The sequence below is a fragment of the Paenibacillus sp. p3-SID867 genome (assembly GCF_025142895.1).
Taxonomy (GTDB): domain Bacteria; phylum Bacillota; class Bacilli; order Paenibacillales; family Paenibacillaceae; genus Paenibacillus_AQ.
In genome coordinates this window covers 65,633-85,491 of record NZ_JAMBDM010000020.1, presented here as the reverse complement: position 1 = coordinate 85,491, position 19,859 = coordinate 65,633, and the positions used below count along the sequence as shown (strand labels likewise).

Below are 19,859 nucleotides of genomic sequence, written 5' to 3'. Positions count from 1 at the left end.
AGCAACAACTATCGATGAGCAAAAGTAATACGAGTCAGCGTCTTCCCCGTGCGAAGGGAATTGACATGGCAAGCCTATATTCTCCCAAGGACTGTGCCAAAAAGGCAAAGCATCTCATTTTACCAGAAATCAATCAAAGAATTGTGAAAGAATTTGTTGAAATTTTAGGGATGAGGGAGGAGTTTGAACAGCATGGCGTGCCGGTTCCAAACAAGATTGTCATGTACGGCCCTCCAGGAACAGGAAAGACCTTAACGGCTTTTTACATGGCTAAGGTCCTTGAACTTCCACTTGTCTTGGTTCGCTTGGACGCGATCATCCACAGTCATTTGGGGGAAACCGGAAGCAATATCCGTAAAATATTCGATTATGCCGGCACATTTTCGTGTGTTCTGTTCCTGGACGAATTCGATGCCATTGCCCGGACTCGAGATAACAACGATGAAGTCAAGGAGATGGCGCGTGCTGTAAATACGTTGCTCCAATGCTTGGATGACTTTGGAGACCAGAGCATTATTATGGCGGCCACCAATTTAGAAAAGGATCTGGATCAGGCTATATGGCGCCGATTCGATACGAAGTTAATCTATACCGTGCCTGAGCTGGAGCAAAGGAAGCAATACATTGAAATTCTCATTGGCGAATTTGAATATGATCCGTCAATTCTCACTGAAACTTGCAAGCAGCTTGCAAGGTGCAGCTTTGCTGATATTGAACAAATTGTACTAAAAGCAAAACGAAAAGCGATTATTGAGCGAATGCCTCTTCAGATGAAGCATATGCAGAACGCTATTGAAGAGTATAATCCAATAACCGTCGCTGCTCATTAATAGATGTCATAACTCCGATAGATGGGTTGACAAAAGATACACATAGAGGTTAGTATTACTAATCGTAAACATTACTAATAAGGAGGATGCAAAATATGAGAGTCATCGTTACATTGGCATGCACCGAAACGGGAGATCGCAATTACACGACAACCAAAAATAAGAAAAATCATCCAGAGCGTTTGGAAATGCGCAAGTATTGCCCTAGATTGAAAAGATATACGTTACATCGCGAGACACGTTAATATAAGCAGCGTCATTAATCGTAATTATTACGCAAGACAGTGTTGAATGTTCTGTCATGAGGAAGGAAGAGATAGAAATGATTATGTCCTCCATGCGCGACGTCGTGTTTGGATACGGAGATCAAACCGTCATCGAGAACCTGTCACTGGATATCCATACCGGGCAATTTATCGTTATTTCAGGCCCCAATGGTGCAGCGAAATCGACCTTGCTTAAATTGATGCTGGGTTTGATCAAGCCTTGGAGCGGAACGATTGAAATGAATCGTGTATCGGAGGACGGATCACCAATAACGGTTGGTTATGTTCCTCAACTTGTGGGTTCATTTAACGCCGGTTTCCCCAGCAGAGTCATCGAACTCGTTCGTTCAGGCCGTTATCATCGTCTCGGGTTGTTCAAACGGTTTGCAGCCAGCGATCATGAGGCCGTCAAGCAAAGCTTGATTGAAGTGGGGATGTGGGAATATCGCAACCATAAAATTGGTGAATTGTCAGGGGGTCAGAAGCAACGGGTTTGTATTGCCAGAGCATTGGCTCAGGAGCCGGAGGCGCTAATCCTTGATGAACCAACAACCGGGATGGATGAAGCGAGCCGTAAAGAGTTATACAAGCTGCTGGATCGTTATGTGAAACATAGAGGCAAAACCGTGATCATAGTCACCCATTCATTGGAGGAAATCGATCCTTACCTGGACCGGGTCGTCCATCTGGAACGAAAGGAGGATACGGGATGGCGATGCTCGGTTACGAATTCATGCAGCGTGCGTTTTGGGCAGGAGGCCTGATCGGTGTAATCGCTCCGATCCTCGGCGTATATTTAATGCTTCGTCGGCAGGTGCTTATGGCTGACACACTTTCCCATGTATCGCTGGCAGGGGTGGCACTAGGATCGTTCTTGCATCTCAATCCGACGATAAGCGGATTTGTGATCGCCATTCTCGGAGCTCTTGTCATTGAACAGCTTCGAAGGGTATACCGCACCTACACCGAGGTGCCGGTAGCCATTATCATGACCTCCGGACTGGCAGTGGCCGTCGTCCTGATGAGTTTGAATCCGCATTTGAACAAAAGCTTCAGTTCCTACCTTTTTGGATCCATCGTTGCGGTCAGTGATACACAACTAGCTCTGATTGCCATCGTAGCCGCATTAGGGCTGGTGTTTTTTGTTGCCTTACGCCGGCCCCTGTATAACTTCGCCTTTGATGAGGAGACTGCTGCAATTTCAGGAACTCGGGTTTCGCTTCTTTCGTTTTCATTCGCCGTGTTTACAGGCATGACGGTCGCTGCTTCCATGCCGATCGTTGGCGTATTGCTAGTATCGGCACTTATTGTACTTCCAGCCTCGATCGCACTCCGGATTGCTCCCGGATTTTTAGCTGCCATGGGCGTAGCCGTCATTACAGGATTGGTTGGCGTATTCTCGGGGTTAACCGCCTCCTACTATTTGAATTCACCACCCGGTGGCACGATTGCTCTCATTTTGTTAGGGTTCTTGCTCATAGCTGTATTCATTCAGAGGCTTCTGCAATTGCGAAATCGAAGAGCTGTACAAATACACAAACCGAAAGTAAGAGGAGTTATTAATCATGATTAAGAGTTATAAACGAATCCTTGCCGCTTTTTCATTATCCGCAGCATTGGCTGTCGCGGGCTGCGGTTCTGCCAAGCCAAGTGAATCCAATGGAAGCATGAATACAACAGATAGCCAAGTAACAGACACATCAACAGCAACAAAATTAAAGATTAAAACAAGCTTCTATCCGATGTATGAATTTACGCGCCAAGTCGCTGGCGATTTGGCGGATGTTGAGAATTTGGTACCTGCAGGGGTTGAACCGCATGACTGGGAACCTACGCCGCAGGATATGGCAGGCATTGCTGATGCTGACGTGATTGTGTATAACGGTGCAGGTATGGAGAGCTGGATTGATCAGGTACTGGATAGCGTCAAAGATCGTGATCTGAAGATAATTGAGGCTAGTCAAGGGATAGGGATCATGGAAGGCGAAGGGCATTCCCATGCACACGACCATGGGACAGAAGGCGAACACAGCCACGAAGATGAGCATTCACACGACCATGGCACAGAGGGCGAACACAGCCACGAAGAAGAACATGCTCATGACCATGGCTCAGAAGGTGAACACAGCCATGAAGAAGAACATGCGCATGACCATGGCACAGAGGGCGAACATAGCCACGAGGATGAACATGCGCATGACCATGGCGAAGAAGGCGGGCATCATCATGATCACGGAGGTCTTGATCCTCATGTGTGGCTTTCGCCTGCTCTTGCTATTCAGCAAGTGCGTAATATTGAACAAGGCCTAGCTGAAGCAGATCCTGAGCATAAGGATGCCTACAAAGCGAATGCAGATGCCTACGTAAGCAAGCTGGAGGCGTTGGATCAGGAGTTTAACGAAGGATTGAAGGATTCCAAGAGAAAAGACTTCATCACCCAGCATGCTGCTTTCGGGTATTTGGCCCATGAATATGGTTTAACCCAGGTACCGATCGCGGGGTTGTCTCCGGATCAAGAGCCGTCGGCTTCGCAAATGGCGAAGATCATTGAATTTGCCAAGGAGAACAATGTAAAAACTATATTTTTTGAAACGCTCGTCGCCTCAAACGTTGCAGAAACGATTGCAACTGAAATCGGAGCATCCACAGCCGTGCTGAATCCGATTGAAGGCTTGACGGAGGAAGATATCGCAAAAGAACTTGATTATATTGCAATCATGCATCAAAATCTCCAAGCCTTGCAGGCTGCTTTAAATGAATAAATCTTAAGAATAGAGGAGGATTGTTTTAGATGGCAAAAAAGTCCAAAGTCATTAAAGAACGAAAAAGACAGCAAGTCGTGGCCAAATATGCTGAAAAACGTAGGGAGCTAAAAGAAAAAGGGGACTATGAGGGACTGCAGAAGCTTCCTCGTGACTCATCCCCGACACGACTTCACAATCGCTGCGCGGTTAGCGGCAGACCAAGAGGCTATATTAGCAAGTTTGGCGTGTCACGGATCGTGTTTCGCGAGCTAGCCCACAAAGGACAAATTCCAGGCGTGAAAAAGTCCAGTTGGTAAGACGCAACATCTGGGTATAGGATCGTGGGCTGTCGTACTAAAGTTGTCTAACATAAATCATATCATGATAGTAGCAGGCAGGTGATCAGGTTGAATCCTGGCATGCAGCTCGATAAAATGATTGACTACCTGGTTGAGCATGGCGTGCGAATTACAACGCAGCGAAGATTCCTTGTTGATCTGATTTTAGGATTAAAGCGTCCATTCTCAGCCATAGAGATATACCAAGCCATGGAGAAAACCTTTCATGGATTGAGTTACGGTACAGTATATCGGAATCTTGAGCTTTTTAGGCAATTGCGGATCGTTGAGATTTTCGTGTTGGATAATGAATTGCGGTATCGCATAATCGATCATGTTCAGCCGCAGCTTTATTTTATATGCATGGATTGTAAACAAACCATTCCGATGAGCTTTGATCCAGAGGAGATGGAGTTACCCAAGCCCCAGCAGTTTCGATCACTGAAATACAAAATTGATATTTTCGGTTACTGCACGGATTGTGAAAGTTCATTAGAAACACATGCTCCCGCTAGACCGGAATGGAATGACTGAGCAAGCATCATGGCCGACAGGGAGGACAGAGATGGCGGACAGGGTTAGGATCTTCGATCAAGAAGTAGAACGAGTGATAAGTACGCATAGCAAAGATCAGTGGAACCGCCGAGAGATGGAATTGGGGAAATGGGCGAAGCTGTCCAAGCAGCGAAGGCGGGAAAAGCAGACAGTCTGGTTAGGTAACACAGAACTTGACGCAGAACTTCTTCCTGCGTATATGTATTTCAAACGAGCAGGGATACAGACAGAGTATTCCTGCGCGGGAGTCAGCCTCTTGGATGAGCCGGAAGACCACTCGCTCTATGCGTATGTCACCTTCATCTCCTCGGTGCAGGCAAAGTCATTTATCGAGTTCGCAATGGAGCGAATGAAACACCGTTTGCTTGTTACTTACGAGCCATCCAGGAACCGCTATGATCTGTCCTCCTTTTTTATTCGGCACAATCGGAGATTCTGTACTTTAATGAATCATTATGCCAAAGAATTCTGCATTAATACGGTAAGCAAATAAGCATCTTCTATAATCGTAAAAATTACATTCTACATAGAATGTCGTTACTAGCTGCTAAATCAAAGGATTTAGTCATAAGGGGAGAACGAGTCCATGTCTTTGCAATTAAGTAAGAAAAAAACACATTACATCTTGACGATCTGTATTATCGTCGTATTCGCACTTGTTGCGTCAGCGTGCAATGGAACCGAAACTTCAGGCAGCCAGGAGACAGAAGCTCATGACCAAAAAGAACTGAAGTCATCGGAAACAGAAACCGAGCCCCCAGCAGTCAACGAAGCTTATATCACTTTCCAAGATGCGACGAATCGTACGATTACGCTTGAACAGCGTCCGGAACGAATCGTCGTGCTGTCACCCGAATTCCTTGAGCTGCTGTATGCTGTTGGAGGACAAGCGGTAGGGCGGATGGAAGCCCTGGGCGTTTCGATCCCTGAAGAAGCAGAAGCGATAGCGTCTGTCGGGACCGTAAGTCAGATTAGCTTGGAGCAGGTGGTGGCTTTAAAACCGGATCTGGTCATCGGGCAAGCACGTTTTCATAAGGAGCTTGTAAAGTCGCTGGAGAGCAGTGGCATTGAAGTAGCACTAATGAGCATGTCCAGCTACGAGGATATGAAGTCAAAGGCGGAATGGATGTCGAAGATTGCCGGGACGGAAGAACAGCTGCCGGAAAAGCTGAAGACATTAGATGACCGGGTGAATGAAGTTCTGCAGCAATTGCCGGGAGATCATCGTACCTTTATCAATCTAAACGTCACCCCCGGTGGAATTTCCATCCAGAAGGACGGAACAACAGGACTGGAGATAGCCAAAATGCTTGGCCTGAGCAACGTGGCAGAGACCCTAGCATCATCGCCTGACAGTCCAACCACGTCCCCTTACAGCATGGAGACACTTGCGAAGCAGAATCCGGATTATATCTTTATGATCATCCACGGACAAAAGGCTGTGGGGGATAAGAAAATTAAGGAGGAACTCGAGAGCAATCCTGCATGGGCTTCTATAGGAGCTGTCAAAGAACAGCGAGTGATTGTCGTACCATCCGATTTATTCCTCACGAATCCAGGCCTTCACTATGATGAATCGCTGAAGTATTTAGCCAAGCTGGTGTATCCGGAGATCTTCGGTGATGCCGAATAAATCCATTCGCTCTGTGTCCGTGATCATCATATTCATGGTTTTAGCGATAGCAGCTTCCGTTCTTAGCATAGCCACCGGCGCTGTTATGGTTCCGCTTCGAGATATTGCTGCGGCCGTATTGCAACATGATCTGCCCGGAGTGAACCGGGAGATTATCTGGAATATCCGACTGCCACGAACGCTTGTTGCAATGCTTGTTGGAGCGAACCTTGCCGTTTCAGGAGCTTTGCTGCAAGGAATTATGCGGAATCCGCTGGCAGATCCCCATATAATTGGGGTCTCTAGCGGGGCCGGGCTGTTCGGAATTTTCCTGCTTGTCGTTATGCCGCAATATGATTATCTGTTGACGCCTGCCGCATTCATCGGAGCGACGCTTGCCGCATTCATCATCTATCTGCTGTCTTGGAAAGACGGAGTAAACCCGCTCAGAATTGTCCTTGCCGGTGTGGCAGTCTCCGCCTTTTTGGGATCCGGGATATCAGCAATGCTCACCTTTTACAGCGACAGGGTTCAAGGGGCCTTGCTCTTTATGGTAGGCGGACTTGCAGCTAAAAGCTGGCCCGACCTATCGATCATCCTCCCATACTCTTTGATCGGTCTAGCTCTCTCGATGCTCTTCTCCAAGCAAATGAACATTATGATGCTCGGAGATGCCACGGCTCGGAGTTTAGGGATCCGGGTGGAACTTTCCCGATTATGGATTACTGCGATCGCAACGCTGCTTGCAGCCAGTGCCGTCAGCATCGCAGGCCTTCTGGGATTCGTCGGGCTGATCATACCGCACGTCGCCCGGCTGCTTGTCGGAGGGGATTACCGGTTTCTGATTCCTTCCACAGCGCTGTTAGGCGCTGCCGTGCTGACGATTTGCGACACGCTGGCAAGAATTATGTTCTCCCCGATGGAGCTGCCGGTCGGAATCATCATGGGTGTGCTGGGAGCGCCCTTTTTCCTGTATCTGTTAAGAAGGAAAAAAGCATGAATCGGATTGAGACACAGGACCTTTCGCTGACGTGTCACGACCCGAGTATCGGGATTAATGAAGCCATAAGGAGTTGTGATGTTTGAAAGACGTAGAGCAGCAATATCCATTTACAGCCATTGTAGGTCAATCGAGAATGAAACTGGCGCTCATTTTGAACGTCGTAAATCCGAAGCTTGGGGGTGTTCTGATCCGAGGTGAGAAAGGAACGGCAAAATCTACAGCTGTACGGGCATTGGCTGGGCTCATGCCTGATCTAAAAGTCATTAACTTGCCTGTAAGTGCAACGGAAGACCGCGTCGTTGGTGCTCTCGATATTGAGCACGCAATCAAGACAGGAGAGAAGAAATTCGAACCGGGTCTGCTGGCTGCGGCACATGGTCATATTTTATATATCGATGAGATCAATCTGTTGGACGATCATATTGTCGATGTATTGCTGGATGCCGCTGCAATGGGGATCAATACGGTGGAACGAGAAGGGATTTCCTATTGTCATCCGTCGCGATTTCTGTTGGTGGGAACGATGAATCCGGAAGAGGGAGACCTGCGGCCGCAGCTACTGGACCGTTTCGCTCTGTCGGTTGACATCGGCGGAGAGAAGGATGTTCGCGAGCGTGCCCTTGTCATCCGCAGACGTATGGATTTTGAGCGTGACCCTGCTTCATTTTCAGCGCATTATGAGGCCGAACAGGAGCGCGTTCTGAATCAGATCCTTCAGGCAAGGGAGCGATTGGATCAGATTGACGTTACAGACGACATGCTGGAGCTGGCAGCAAAAATCGGAATTGCGCTGGAAGTTGAGGGGCATCGATCCGACATTACCCTGATCAAAACAGCGCTCACCCTGGCAGCATGGCGGGGCCAAGATTCAATTAGCCATGAACATATGCAGGAAGCCGCATACCTGGTCTTACCTCATCGGATGAGACGGCAGCCGTTTGAAGAGTCCGGCGGTATCGAACAGCGATTACATGCGTTACTGCGTTCAACAGCAATGGTACAGGCATGATGAAGATGGGGGAAATGGAGCAGCTTTCAGAATATCCATTCAGCGGAATCGTTGGACAAGAGAAAGCGAAGCGGGCGCTTCTGCTATATGCTGTGAATCCTGCGATTGGCGGAGTTCTTATTAATGGTTCTAGAGGATCAGGTAAAAGTCATCTGCTGCATGCAGTTTCTTCGATGATCCCTGACCGTCTGAAAATATCCGTACCTGTCAACATCACAGCGGATCGGCTTCTCGGCTCATTCGATATGACGGCCGCCATCGACCGCGGCAGGCTCGTACGTTCCCCGGGATTGTTAGAAATTGCCGATGGTCAACTGCTGCTGGCCGATCATATGAATCTAGTACCCGAAGTGCTCATCAGAGAGATTGTCAATACACGCTCGAGCGGCTGGATATATCTGCAGCGAGAAGGGATATCAGAAATTCAAGAAAGTCGATTTATGCTGCTTGCGGCAATGGATTTGGGAGACGGCGTTCTTTCATCTTCACTGCTGGATCACTTTGGATTCTGTGTAACGTTGGCCGAGTTGATAGATCACAAGGATCGAGCCGAGGTCATACGCCGAAGATTACAATTCGAGCAGGACCCCTATGCCTTCCGTAGCCGATATCAGCGTCAGGAAGATGCACTCCGGTTGCAAATCCAAGCGGCCGGACAATTGATTCCTCACATGGAGGTAAGCGCTGAAATGATTCGGCTAGCCTCCTCAATCGCATATGAAGCGGGGATTGCAAGCGCCCGTGCCGAGCTCTCTCTTGTTGAAGGGGCTAAAGCGGCAGCCGCTTGGGATGGGCGCACCAAAGTAACCATGGAGGATATCCGAGAGATCGCCGAGTATGTTCTTCCTCATAGAATGCGAAATGCATTCGAGAACCCCCTCGCCCCTGGGAGTCATCCACTTGAACCGGATGCAGGTGATCAGACGAATCCATCACCTGATCAAACGAATTCTTCCCACTCCCCTGCAGAGCATCGCGATCACGGGGATGGGAGGACCAATACGAATGAGGCGGGAGACGACTTCAAACAAAGCAGAACAGAAATGCCGGTTGTGGAGGATCCTAATGACCCTCAGAATGTATCCAATGATCGAATGGATGATCAGGTGCTGTTTCCTGACGAGGCGTATCCAATCGAGCCCTTGAAGTTGAACATGAAGCGCAAGCTAGAATATGAGGGCTCGGGAAAGCGACATGATTCACGTACGGTTCAGAAGAGAGGCAGATCGGTAGGAGCTGTATACCCGAACAGGAAGCAGCGAACCGATGTAGCCTTTGATGCTACGATCCGTGCAGCGGCTCCCTATCAGTTGATCCGTACCAAAAAGGACGGCGTCGCGTTTGCCATTGAACTCGATGATTTGCGTCTCAAGAAAAGAGAGAATCGCGTTGGGTCTACGTTATTGTTTGTAGTTGATGCCAGCGGTTCGATGCTGGCCCGAAAGCGCATGGCAGCGGTCAAAGGAGGCATCCTTCATCTCCTCCGGGATTCTTATGTGAAGCGAGACCGAATTGGTATGATCGCGTTCAGAAGGGACGAGGCTGAGCTTGTGCTTCCGGTTACACGCAGCATCGATACAGCGTCAAAGCATCTCCGCGATATTCCGACTGGAGGAAGGACGCCTCTGGCAGCCGGGCTTAACCTGGCCTATAAGGTGCTTCAAGCGGAGAAACGAAGAAATCATGATACGATACCGACGTTGATATTCGTTACGGATGGCCGAGCGAACCAAAGTCCTTCAGGATTGTCGGTTTATTCGGACATTTGGAATGAATGCCTGGAGGCCGCAAGCTGGATCCGGCTTGCCGGGATCTCCTGTCTAGTCATTGATACGGAGCAAGGCTTTGTTAAATTGGGACGCTCTAAAGAATTGGCTGAAGCATTGGGTGCTGAGTATCGAGTACTCGAACACTTGAACGAAGCTGGATTTACTGGCACGGTTCGAACCATATTGGGTTAGATAACCCTAATTAAGCATGATTCTATCGTCCTTGGATTGGAGGAGGAACACAGAATGAAGATCACGGTCTTAACGACATCCCATGCGGCCATGAAGGATTTATCGTTCATACATAAGAAGAAGTGGGATGCATCTTTGCGCAGTCGCCTTTCATTATCTGTATTTAATATAGAAGGAACCTTGTCGGAGGCACAGTGGAGCTGGCTCGAGACAGCCGTAAATCAAGCGGATTTTATCATCCACGATCCGCACGGCAGCCCTGCCCGGACCGTTTCCCGTATTCATGACCTTTGTATCGGTCTTGAAGCAGAGCAAGTGATTGTAGGAGGGGAAGGGGAGCGGCTTAAAGATTTATATAGGCTGGGTTCATTGCGCTATCACGATCTTGCCGGCGCCGGCCATCGTGGTCATCCGTCCGCATCCTCAAGCGGACATTCGTCCGCACCCTCAATATCAACCGAACAGCAAGATAATCTTAAGCATCACCGGACCTTGGTCGCCTATTGGAGAAATGCAGGGATTCTCAATTTACACCATATGCTTGGCTACATTGCCACCTGCTTCGGAAAGGAAACGGATTGGCCGCCGGTCGAGCCGCCCTTTGCCCTGAAGTCGCTGAGCATCTATGATCCCTCCGACTCGCAGTCATTTGAATCCGTGGAGGCCTATTGGGCGTCCATGCCGGCCCGTGAGGATTATCTAACAGTTGCCATACTTTTTATAGGTCACAGCTACCCTCTCCACACTGGAGATATCGTCAGCAGCATGATGCAGAGGATTCGAGCGTTTGCCAATGTTCTTCCCATCGTATTCACTTCCTTGTCGGATGTTGAACCGAATCGGCTGCGAACCTTGCTGATGCATGGAGGCGTTCATGGAGGCAAGGTAGACTTGATCGTAAACTTTGTTCCGTTCCGCCTGGGAGCCGGACCTACGGGGGGAAAGAGCGATGAAATCCTGGCGTTACTAAAAGAAGTGGACGCTCCGATGTTCCATCCGTTTTTCCTGACGCGCCGGGAACGGCAGGAGTGGGAAAGCTCCAGACAGGGCTTGACGTCTTCCGAATTTCTGGTTCAAATGATGCTGCCTGAGCTTGACGGGAGCATTGAGATGCACCCGGTTGCCGCGTTATCCAGCCTTGGATATGACGATGACATGCGGCTTGATGCCAAAGAGCTCCGTATGATCGAAGATCGAGCGCAGCGGGTGGTCGGTCGGGTAAAGCGGTACCTGAACCTCCGATCCAAGAAGCCATCCGAGAAGCGAATCGCCATTATCGGATATAACTACCCTCCAGGGGAAGGACATCTGTTCCAGGCCTCCTTTCTGGATACCTTTGAATCGATATCCCGTATCCTCACGAAGATGAAGGCGCATGGTTATGACACCGAGACGTACTCTGGCTTCGAATTGAAAGAGCGTTTCACACAGGAGGGAATCATAAATTCCGCAGTTTGGTCTAATGACCATTGGCCCGATCATCTTCCGACTTATACAAATACATCGTATGAGCAGAGCAATCAGGTCTTGAACAAACGGAAGAAGGAGCTTGTTCAGCAGTGGGGCGAAGCGCCAGGCGACATCATGACGACCGTGGACGGCGATTTCAAAATTCCCGGGCTCCGGATCGGCAACTTGTTCATCGGTATTCAGCCTAGCAGGGGCGTACATGAGCATCCCGAGGCTGCTTACCATGATAAAAGTCTCCTTCCGCACCATCAGTATTTGGCTTTCTACCAATACCTTCGAGACGAGTTTAAGGCTGATGCGATCTTGCATGTGGGAACCCATGGTACGCTTGAATTTTTGGAAGGCAAAGAAAGCGGCATGTCGGGGGATTGTTTACCTGATGCGTTGATTCAGGATCTTCCGCATTTTTACGCGTATTATGTCGGCAACCCCTCCGAAGCCATGATTGCGAAGCGAAGATCCCACGCTACCTTGATAGGATACCAATCCCCTCCATTCACGGTATCCGGGTTATACGGAGAATACGCCAGCCTGGAAGCACTGCTGCATCAGTATCGGGAAGCGGAACAGCTGAATCCTTCACGACTTCCTGATCTGTGGGAGATGTTGCAGGATCAGGCAGCTGCGCTTTTTCTTGAAACCTCTAGCCTGGAATCGCTGGAATCCGAGCTGTACCGAATCCGAAGATCGATGATTGCTGATGGCCTGCATATCTTGGGAGAGGGGTATACGCATGAGCAAGCGGCACAGCATATGAGTATGATTCTTGGCCATGAACGGGGGACCTATGGATCGCTGCAGAAAATATATGCACGTTCGTTGGGCTGGGATTATGATGAGCTGCTGGAAGTCCAGGATATCGGCAAGCTGCAAACGCTGGATGAGTATGTGGAGAATGCTGTGTTAACCTTTGTTCAAACCCGGGAAATTCCTGAACCTCCGCAAGGATCAGCCGATCAGCAATCACACTGGCAGGACATTTGGGAGCTTGGCCTAAACGCTTATCAGTCTACGAAGGCGGATTTGGAGCTTAAGAATTTGCTTCGGGCGCTGGAGGGTAAATATATGCCGGTCAGTCTTGCAGGCGACTGCATTCGGAATCCGGAGGTTCTGCCGTCCGGAAACAATCTGGTACAGTTCGACCCAAGATCCATACCAAGCCGTGCAGCCGTTGCGAGTGGTTGGAGGATTGCGGAGAACACCTTGAATTTGTATGATGCAGCGCATAAGTCATACCCGGAAACGACCGCGCTTGTTATGTGGGGATTGGAAACGTCCCGGACACAAGGGGAGACGCTGGGGCAGATTCTGGCTTATCTAGGCGTCAGAGTTAAGGATCAGGATCACTCTAAGCAAGTGGAATATGAAATTATTCCGCTATCTGAGCTGAGGAGGCCGCGACTGAATGTACTGGTCCATATCTGTGGATTTTTCCGCGACATGTTTCCGGACCAGCTATCAACGCTTCACCGTCTCTATAAAGAGATTTCCGAGCTGGATGAGCCGGCTGATCAAAATTGGTTCAAAAAGCATTCGGAGAGGTTGTATCAGCAGTTACGCAGCGCCGGAGCAGAGCATGACGAGGCTTGGGACTTGGCATGCGCCCGCATATACGGGCCTGCCGAAGGGGAGTATGGAACCTCGGTAACAAAGCTGATCGAGACCAAGCAGTGGGAAGAAGAAGACCAATTGGGCGCAGCTTTCATGAACAGCCTGAAGCATGTGTACAGCTCCGATTATAGGGGCAAAGATATGTATGATTTGTATACGGCGAACTTGGCTGCGGTTGATATTGTTTCACAGATTCGGAGCAACCATGAACACGAGATTACCGATCTGGATCATTATTATGAGTTTTTTGGTGGCTTGGCGAAATCGGTAGAGATTGCCAAAGGCGGCAAGGCGGAAATATATATTAGCGATACCACGCGGGAGCAAATCTTAACCGAAGAAGTAAGAAAATCTGTCCATCGTGGAGTACGAACCCGTCTGCTCAATCCCAAATGGATAGACGGTTTGTTAAAGCATAATTATCATGGAGCCCAGAAAGTAGCAGACCGAGTAGAAAACTTGTTGGGGCTTGCAGCGACAACCAACCAAGTCGACTCCTGGATTTTCTCAGCGGTTCATCAGGAATATGTAGCCAACGAACAACGAAGCAAGCAAATGTCTGAAAATAACCGCTGGGCCTACTCTGGTATGTTGGAAACGCTGCTTGAAAGTCATCAACGGAACTATTGGGACGCCACAGAAGATGAGTTGGGGCTGCTGAGGGAACGCTTTTTGGAGCTTGAAGGGGAGCTTGAAGGTCGTCATGATTAAGAAGAATGACTTATAGCAAACGGTTTGTATACTAACGCCTCCGGGCAGACAGTCTGAATGTCTGCTTGGAGGCTTTTTTAATACCTACGTGTTCATGAGGGGGGAAGTGTTGACATATTATAAAATTGCAAGTAGACTTTTAATTGTAAATATTACGATTAATCGAGGTCTTTTCGATTCTTTTTTTGATCTATAATCGTAATTATTACAATTAAAGAAACTGATATCTTGTTTATCCTGAATAAAGGGGCCTCTTGTAAGGATGACAAGCGACTTTGATATCTCAAGGGAGAGTGAATAGATGGAAAAGACGTTACATAAATGGTACGAGGAGAGCTTCGGCAAGGATTATTTGCTAATCTACCGTCATAGGGATAGACGTCAGGCTGAAAAAGAAGTATTTAGAATGATGGAGTGGCTGAAGCTTCCAACTCAAGGTAAAATCCTCGACCTATGTTGTGGTATGGGGAGACATGCAATGTCACTTGCACGTGCAGGCTATCGCGTAACAGGTGTGGATCTTTCCTCGGAGCTGCTCCAGGAAGCTAGGGCCTCCGACCCTAATGAACTTGTAAATTGGGTTGAATGCGATATGCGTGCTTTACCAGAAAATATGATGTTTAAGGAACGATTTGATGCCGTTGTCAATTTATTTACCTCATTTGGTTATTTTGAAGAGGACAGCGAACAGTTAACGGTGTTAAGGCAAATCCATAAGGCATTGAAACCGGGAGGGCGGTTCATTATCGATTATATGAACGCAGAATACACAACAGATCACCTGGTTCCTTTTTCGGAGCGGGTAGAGGAGGGAAACCTCATCTCGGAAACCCGCCGCATTTTAAGCGGTTTCGTTATGAAGGAAATTGTAGTTCAAGGAACTAACCATCTTACTCGTCGATATTCGGAACGCGTCAAGCTATATGGTCCTGAGAAATTGGAAGATATGCTGAAAAAAGTCGGTCTTACTTTAGATATAATTTACGGAAATTATGATGGACAACATTATGATAAGAGGCATTCACCGCGAATGATTATGGTTGGTCATCGAAAGGAAAGCGTGGTTTAAAGGAACACTTAAGAGTATTTATTTTTCATGCTAGATGTTCATTAATCGTAATTATTACATTTAAATTTCCGGAGGAGACACACTTTGTTTATTCAAAAAAAATTCTTATCGAACGTTATCATTAGACTCGCATTTGCAATGATTCTAACTTTGCTTCTAGCGGGGTGTTCGACAACCAACAATGATGAAGCAATTGTAACAAATCAAGTAAGTCAACAGTTGAGTTCACAAAAAGATACGAAACTAAAAAGTTGGACGTTTACCGATACAAGTGGCAAAGAAATCACACTAAATATCCCGGTTCAGAAAGCCGTGGTTATTAATCGAAATACAGCAGAAGCCATTAAACTGTTGGGAGCGGAAGACCGCGTAGTGGCCACTGGTGACAATACGATCAAACACAATCCCTATCTTGGCTTTGACAAATTTCCAGACATTGGAGAAACGGAACAGGTAAATTTGGAGGCGATACTTAGCTTGAAGCCTGAAGTGGTGTTCACCTACACGAATCGTCCTGATCAAAAACTGGAGGAAAAGTTGGAGCCGGCTGGCATTAAGGTCGTACGCATGAACAATTACTTGCCAGACCAGACGGATACAGAATGGAAACTGCTGGGTAAGCTCTTCGGTAAAGAAGAAAGGGCCGCAAAATTTCTGGAATGGAAGCATCAAATTGAAAGTATTCCGGCAAAACGAATTCAAGAGATAGATACTAGTGAGAGAAAAAGTGTTCTGGCACTGTCAGCCGGTTTCCTCAACTCCAATGGCGGCTATCGAGTTTTTCCAAGCCAGTCACTGGATGGGAAGAGCGGCGTAGGTGAAGGTTACGCCACAATTTTGGCGGGGGGAAAAGATGCAGCCGATTTACAATGGAATCCTGCGGAGGCTTCCACAACGATCATGGTCGATGAAGAATATGTGCTCAACCGAAATCCAGATGTCGTTACACTACATGGTACTTGGCTGGGTGGGTATGAAACGACGGATGCCAAGCCGCTTGATGAAGCGTTTGCCAATATTATGGAAATATCATCCTTGAAGAAGTTGAAAGCCGGCAAAGACAGGGAAGTTTATTTCTTTCATACGAATTTTATTGGTTCAGACAAACGATATATCGGTGTTTTGCAACTTTCCAAGTGGCTATATCCTGACCTATTTGAAGATGTTAATCCTGAAGCATATGCCAAGGAATATTTTGAAGAATGGCTGGATGTTCCTTATCAGGGGATCTGGTACTACTCGTTTAAGGAGACGGAATGATGGAAAAGTCAGTCCATCACAACGATATCCCATTGGAGTCGTTGTCCTCGGATCGTCAAATGGAATCTCTTTACCAGGGTAGATCGATTCGCAAGCTTTTGCTGCTCGCATTGCTTTTGGTCTTATTGATAATTACGGCAGGAGCTGCGGTCATGAGGGGCTCGGCGAATGTGCCTCTCCAGGATCTTTGGGCAATGATAACAGGTGCAAGTGTTGATGAAATGAATGTGTATATTGTGCGTGAAGTTCGACTTCCCCGTATCCTGATGTCTGTAGTGACCGGTATATCACTCGCCGCAGCAGGTGTGATTATGCAGGCTTTGCTGCGTAATCCACTGGCTGATCCGTTTACCTTAGGCGTTTCAAGCGGAGCCTCGTTCGGGGCAGCACTTGCTATCGTGGCGGGCACCAGCGCATTCGGTATGAACCTCGTAAACAGCGGACAATGGCTGATCGCATTTAACGCTTTTCTTTTCGGTTGTTTGGCAGTTGGGATCGTATATGGTATTGCCCGTATAAAGAATAGCTCAACTACGGTTTTACTGCTCGCGGGTGTAGCGATTGGTCAATTATTTTCGGCTGGTGTATCAGCTCTTAAGTATTTCTCCAACAACGAGGCACTTAAAGATTTGATTATTTGGTTAATGGGGGGATTCTGGGGAGCTGATTGGCAAGTACTGAATATCCTCTTGCCGCTTATTGCTATTTCGTTAACGGTACTAATGAAATATGCGTGGGACATGAATGCACTTATCTCCGGGGAGGAGGTAGCCGTTACGCTTGGTGTTAAAGTGAAGCATATGCGTTGGGTTTGCCTTGTGGCAGTGACTCTTATGGCATCCACAACGATAGCATTTACAGGAATTATTGGTTTTATAGGGCTTGTAGCCCCGCATATCAGCCGGATGATGATTGGTACCGACTATAGGTATCTTCTTCCATGCTCTTGCTTAATCGGAGCCTTGCTTTTGCTTCTGTCGGATACGGTGGCTCGTCTGTTGCTGTCGCCGATTGAAATCCCCGTTGGAATTGTAACATCCATCTTCGGTGCACCATTTTTCATATACTTGCTCGTCAAAAAACGCCGGGAGTATTGGACTTAGGAGGGGGAAGTCTTGTTTGTAAAAATTACGGACTTGTCATTTGGATACCACTCCAACTTTATATTACGCGGTATTCGCATGAGTCTGGAAAAGGGTGAAGTGGTCAGTATTGTAGGCCCAAATGGAGCAGGAAAAACAACCCTGCTTAAAAGTATAGCCTCCATTCTTCCTCCTAAAAAGGGTAAGGTGTGGATTGATGGAAAGGACGTGTACTCTCTAAAACGTAGAGATTTAGCCAAAATCCAAGCATATGTTCTTCAGCATGCTGCATCCGGCTTTCCGCTTACTGTCATGGAAACCGTAATGCTCGGACGAAAGCCGTATATTCGCTGGGGCGTGACGTCGGAAGATCTCCATATTGTTGGAAAACTTCTTTCCGACCTTCATCTGGATTGCTATGCAACACGTTACGTAGACGAGCTAAGCGGAGGGGAGCGACAAAAAGTTTTGATTGCCCGGGCGCTGGCGCAACAGCCGGATTTGCTTCTGTTGGATGAGCCGACTTCTGCACTCGATATTCGTCATCAACTCGAAGTGTTAGAACTCGTACGCAAGCTTGCAAAACATTCCGGTATTTTGGTCATCCTGATTTTACACGACTTAGAACTGGCTGCGCGCTATTCAGATCGGATATACATGCTCAAAGACGGACAAGTATTTACTTCAGGCCGACCTGAAGAGGTGTTTACCTGCACAAATATGGAGAGGGTATACGGGGTGAAGATGGAAATTGTGAGCGAAACACACGGGTTGAAAATGACTGCTATTGAACCAGTCGAAACTTAACCAATCGATTTTAACTGTCGGAAAGAGGAGGAAGTAAATATGTATCACGGAGTTCGCTTCGATATGAATTTTAAAGAGCTATGGCTTGAGGGAATGAAGGATTGGAACGGAAATCTGCCTGAGCGAATGAGCGACGATGTCAAGGAGGAAGCCTTCTGGGAAGGATTTGTCTCTAAAAAAACAGATGCATTGGATGACTATGCAACTGATATTCGGAGAGAGCTTCTTCGTTTTATTGAGCCAACCGATCACGTCTTGGAGATTGGACCGGGATGGGGGAACTATACCTTTGCTGCTGCTGAAAAAGCAACCTCGCTTACTTGCGTGGATAGCTCGCGGACTGTGATCCATCACTTACAGAAGGAGACCAAGCGGCTAGGACTTGAACATACACGGTTCGTTCACGCCAAATGGGAAGAGTCTGTACCAAGTAAACAGTTTGATGTTGTTTTTGGGATCAATTGTTATTATCGGATGCAGGAGATCGATCGTGCGCTTCTAAATATGAATAACGCGTCTAAACGTTGGGCGATTATTGGTCTGACCACCGGGCCTGAAAAACCACATTTGTGGGAGATCCATCAAGAGCTTGGTTACAAAGTCAAATTCCAGCGACGGGATTATATCTATTTAACAAATCTTCTGTATGAACTTGGTATCGACGTAAATTGCAAAATTTTAAACTTGGAAAGAACCTATCGCTATGAGAATGAAGAACAGCTCCTGAAGGATAATTTAGGCGCCATATTGGACACAAACTGTGACCGAAAAGCAGCGGAAAAGATCCTCAGACAGTTTGTTACGGAAGATAACGGCATTTTGTTGTACAAACATCGTTTTAAGGCAGCACTGCTCTATTGGAAGCCGGAAGAAATGATTTTTTAAAAATTTGCGCATGTGGTTTGGTTATAAACTCAATGAGGGGCTAATTTCACCTGCACTCCAATCACTACATATGACATTTTCCTTCTTTCTTGTTAAAATAAAAAGATAAGTCTTTTTCAAAACGGAGCGACGGTATTTTGCTGGATGTTTTGTATACTGAGGAAGGGAACGTATGTTTATGAAGGAGAACAAAACCAAAGTTAAAGATATGTTGAATACCATGGCGCGAAATGGATGGAGAGTGACGGAACAACGAAGAACATTAGCCCAAATTTTCGCCGATCACGATGGCTATTTATCGCCCAAAGATGTCTATGATCAAATGTCCGTTCATTACCCAAGCATGAGTCTGGATACAGTTTATCGTAATCTTCGTATGTTAAGTGAGATGGGGGTTTTGGAACATTTCTACTTTATGGACGGAGGTTTAAAATTCAAAGAGAACTGCCTGACTCACCACCATCATCATCTGATTTGCGTCAATTGTGAAAAAACGCTTCCCTTTGACTACTGCCCAATGGATCATGGTCTTGAATTACCCGGGGACTACAGAGTCTTGCGACACCGATTTGAGGTCTATGGGATATGTGAAGTATGCCAGGCGCTGGAGAAAGCAGAGACTATGGAATAGATGATGGTTCTCATT

Annotated in this window: 19 protein-coding genes; all 19 read left to right on the top strand. The window is 47.4% G+C overall.

From position 1 onward, the window contains the following. Nucleotides 1-14: 14 nt before the first annotated feature. The 19 genes from M4D81_RS28940 to M4D81_RS28850 all read left to right on the top strand — a co-directional run bounded on the left by M4D81_RS28940 (nucleotide 15) and on the right by M4D81_RS28850 (nucleotide 19,844). Entirely contained in the window at nucleotides 15-830 is an 816-nt protein-coding gene (locus M4D81_RS28940) for an AAA family ATPase (RefSeq protein ID WP_260068974.1), read from the top strand. A gap of 95 nt (nucleotides 831-925) precedes the next feature. Further along, nucleotides 926-1,075, top strand: coding sequence for a 50S ribosomal protein L33 (gene rpmG, locus M4D81_RS28935; protein WP_007127873.1), 150 nt, complete (start codon nucleotides 926-928; stop codon nucleotides 1,073-1,075). A 77-nt stretch (nucleotides 1,076-1,152) separates the two neighbouring features. Next, on the top strand, nucleotides 1,153-1,860 hold the full coding sequence (locus tag M4D81_RS28930; protein WP_260068973.1) for a metal ABC transporter ATP-binding protein: 708 nt from the start codon (nucleotides 1,153-1,155) through the stop codon (nucleotides 1,858-1,860). Next, nucleotides 1,806-2,669, top strand: a complete 864-nt coding sequence (locus M4D81_RS28925; RefSeq protein ID WP_260068972.1) for a metal ABC transporter permease — start codon at nucleotides 1,806-1,808, stop codon at nucleotides 2,667-2,669. Before M4D81_RS28930 ends, M4D81_RS28925 begins: the two co-directional genes overlap by 55 nt. Beyond that, nucleotides 2,662-3,858: a metal ABC transporter substrate-binding protein gene (locus tag M4D81_RS28920; RefSeq protein WP_260068971.1), complete on the top strand. Its 1,197-nt coding sequence runs from the start codon at nucleotides 2,662-2,664 to the stop codon at nucleotides 3,856-3,858. The genes M4D81_RS28925 and M4D81_RS28920 overlap by 8 nt, the downstream gene beginning before the upstream one ends. A gap of 29 nt (nucleotides 3,859-3,887) precedes the next feature. Then, entirely contained in the window at nucleotides 3,888-4,157 is a 270-nt protein-coding gene (gene rpsN / locus M4D81_RS28915; RefSeq protein ID WP_113059885.1) for a 30S ribosomal protein S14, read from the top strand. A 102-nt stretch (nucleotides 4,158-4,259) separates the two neighbouring features. Continuing rightward, nucleotides 4,260-4,712, top strand: a complete 453-nt coding sequence (locus M4D81_RS28910) for a Fur family transcriptional regulator (RefSeq protein ID WP_260068970.1) — start codon at nucleotides 4,260-4,262, stop codon at nucleotides 4,710-4,712. Between the two features lie 31 nt (nucleotides 4,713-4,743). Next, nucleotides 4,744-5,226, top strand: coding sequence for a hypothetical protein (locus M4D81_RS28905; RefSeq protein ID WP_260068969.1), 483 nt, complete (start codon nucleotides 4,744-4,746; stop codon nucleotides 5,224-5,226). Nucleotides 5,227-5,319: 93 nt separating this feature from the next. Continuing rightward, nucleotides 5,320-6,366, top strand: coding sequence for an ABC transporter substrate-binding protein (locus M4D81_RS28900; RefSeq protein WP_260068968.1), 1,047 nt, complete (start codon nucleotides 5,320-5,322; stop codon nucleotides 6,364-6,366). Then, nucleotides 6,356-7,345: a FecCD family ABC transporter permease gene (locus M4D81_RS28895; protein WP_260068967.1), complete on the top strand. Its 990-nt coding sequence runs from the start codon at nucleotides 6,356-6,358 to the stop codon at nucleotides 7,343-7,345. The genes M4D81_RS28900 and M4D81_RS28895 overlap by 11 nt, the downstream gene beginning before the upstream one ends. Before the next feature lie 82 nt (nucleotides 7,346-7,427). After that, complete coding sequence (locus M4D81_RS28890; RefSeq protein WP_260068966.1) at nucleotides 7,428-8,357, top strand: magnesium chelatase ATPase subunit I; 930 nt, start codon at nucleotides 7,428-7,430, stop codon at nucleotides 8,355-8,357. Between the two features lie 14 nt (nucleotides 8,358-8,371). Continuing rightward, nucleotides 8,372-10,318: a VWA domain-containing protein gene (locus tag M4D81_RS28885; RefSeq protein ID WP_260068965.1), complete on the top strand. Its 1,947-nt coding sequence runs from the start codon at nucleotides 8,372-8,374 to the stop codon at nucleotides 10,316-10,318. 54 nt (nucleotides 10,319-10,372) lie between these two features. Then, nucleotides 10,373-14,110: a cobaltochelatase subunit CobN gene (locus M4D81_RS28880; protein WP_260068964.1), complete on the top strand. Its 3,738-nt coding sequence runs from the start codon at nucleotides 10,373-10,375 to the stop codon at nucleotides 14,108-14,110. Between the two features lie 301 nt (nucleotides 14,111-14,411). Beyond that, nucleotides 14,412-15,179, top strand: coding sequence for a class I SAM-dependent methyltransferase (locus tag M4D81_RS28875; RefSeq protein ID WP_260068963.1), 768 nt, complete (start codon nucleotides 14,412-14,414; stop codon nucleotides 15,177-15,179). Nucleotides 15,180-15,263: 84 nt separating this feature from the next. Beyond that, nucleotides 15,264-16,439 (top strand): ABC transporter substrate-binding protein, encoded by a 1,176-nt coding sequence (locus M4D81_RS28870; RefSeq protein ID WP_260068962.1) that lies wholly within the window; start codon nucleotides 15,264-15,266, stop codon nucleotides 16,437-16,439. Further along, complete coding sequence (locus M4D81_RS28865) at nucleotides 16,436-17,542, top strand: FecCD family ABC transporter permease (protein WP_260068961.1); 1,107 nt, start codon at nucleotides 16,436-16,438, stop codon at nucleotides 17,540-17,542. The genes M4D81_RS28870 and M4D81_RS28865 overlap by 4 nt, the downstream gene beginning before the upstream one ends. Before the next feature lie 12 nt (nucleotides 17,543-17,554). Further along, complete coding sequence (locus M4D81_RS28860; protein WP_260068960.1) at nucleotides 17,555-18,328, top strand: ABC transporter ATP-binding protein; 774 nt, start codon at nucleotides 17,555-17,557, stop codon at nucleotides 18,326-18,328. A 63-nt stretch (nucleotides 18,329-18,391) separates the two neighbouring features. Beyond that, nucleotides 18,392-19,213, top strand: coding sequence for a class I SAM-dependent methyltransferase (locus M4D81_RS28855; RefSeq protein WP_260068959.1), 822 nt, complete (start codon nucleotides 18,392-18,394; stop codon nucleotides 19,211-19,213). Between the two features lie 172 nt (nucleotides 19,214-19,385). Next, nucleotides 19,386-19,844, top strand: a complete 459-nt coding sequence (locus M4D81_RS28850; RefSeq protein ID WP_260068958.1) for a Fur family transcriptional regulator — start codon at nucleotides 19,386-19,388, stop codon at nucleotides 19,842-19,844. Nucleotides 19,845-19,859 lie beyond the last annotated feature (15 nt).

Bases quoted from the DNA above. Each gene is read 5' to 3' on its own strand.
- M4D81_RS28940 (WP_260068974.1), top strand. From the start codon at position 15: ATGAGCAAAAGTAATACGAGTCAGCGTCTTCCCCGTGCGAAGGGAATT.
- rpmG (WP_007127873.1), top strand. From the start codon at position 926: ATGAGAGTCATCGTTACATTGGCATGCACCGAAACGGGAGATCGCAAT.
- M4D81_RS28930 (WP_260068973.1), top strand. From the start codon at position 1,153: ATGATTATGTCCTCCATGCGCGACGTCGTGTTTGGATACGGAGATCAA.
- M4D81_RS28925 (WP_260068972.1), top strand. From the start codon at position 1,806: ATGGCGATGCTCGGTTACGAATTCATGCAGCGTGCGTTTTGGGCAGGA.
- M4D81_RS28920 (WP_260068971.1), top strand. From the start codon at position 2,662: ATGATTAAGAGTTATAAACGAATCCTTGCCGCTTTTTCATTATCCGCA.
- rpsN (WP_113059885.1), top strand. From the start codon at position 3,888: ATGGCAAAAAAGTCCAAAGTCATTAAAGAACGAAAAAGACAGCAAGTC.
- M4D81_RS28910 (WP_260068970.1), top strand. From the start codon at position 4,260: ATGCAGCTCGATAAAATGATTGACTACCTGGTTGAGCATGGCGTGCGA.
- M4D81_RS28905 (WP_260068969.1), top strand. From the start codon at position 4,744: ATGGCGGACAGGGTTAGGATCTTCGATCAAGAAGTAGAACGAGTGATA.
- M4D81_RS28900 (WP_260068968.1), top strand. From the start codon at position 5,320: ATGTCTTTGCAATTAAGTAAGAAAAAAACACATTACATCTTGACGATC.
- M4D81_RS28895 (WP_260068967.1), top strand. From the start codon at position 6,356: ATGCCGAATAAATCCATTCGCTCTGTGTCCGTGATCATCATATTCATG.
- M4D81_RS28885 (WP_260068965.1), top strand. From the start codon at position 8,372: ATGGAGCAGCTTTCAGAATATCCATTCAGCGGAATCGTTGGACAAGAG.
- M4D81_RS28880 (WP_260068964.1), top strand. From the start codon at position 10,373: ATGAAGATCACGGTCTTAACGACATCCCATGCGGCCATGAAGGATTTA.
- M4D81_RS28875 (WP_260068963.1), top strand. From the start codon at position 14,412: ATGGAAAAGACGTTACATAAATGGTACGAGGAGAGCTTCGGCAAGGAT.
- M4D81_RS28865 (WP_260068961.1), top strand. From the start codon at position 16,436: ATGATGGAAAAGTCAGTCCATCACAACGATATCCCATTGGAGTCGTTG.
- M4D81_RS28855 (WP_260068959.1), top strand. From the start codon at position 18,392: ATGAATTTTAAAGAGCTATGGCTTGAGGGAATGAAGGATTGGAACGGA.
- M4D81_RS28850 (WP_260068958.1), top strand. From the start codon at position 19,386: ATGTTTATGAAGGAGAACAAAACCAAAGTTAAAGATATGTTGAATACC.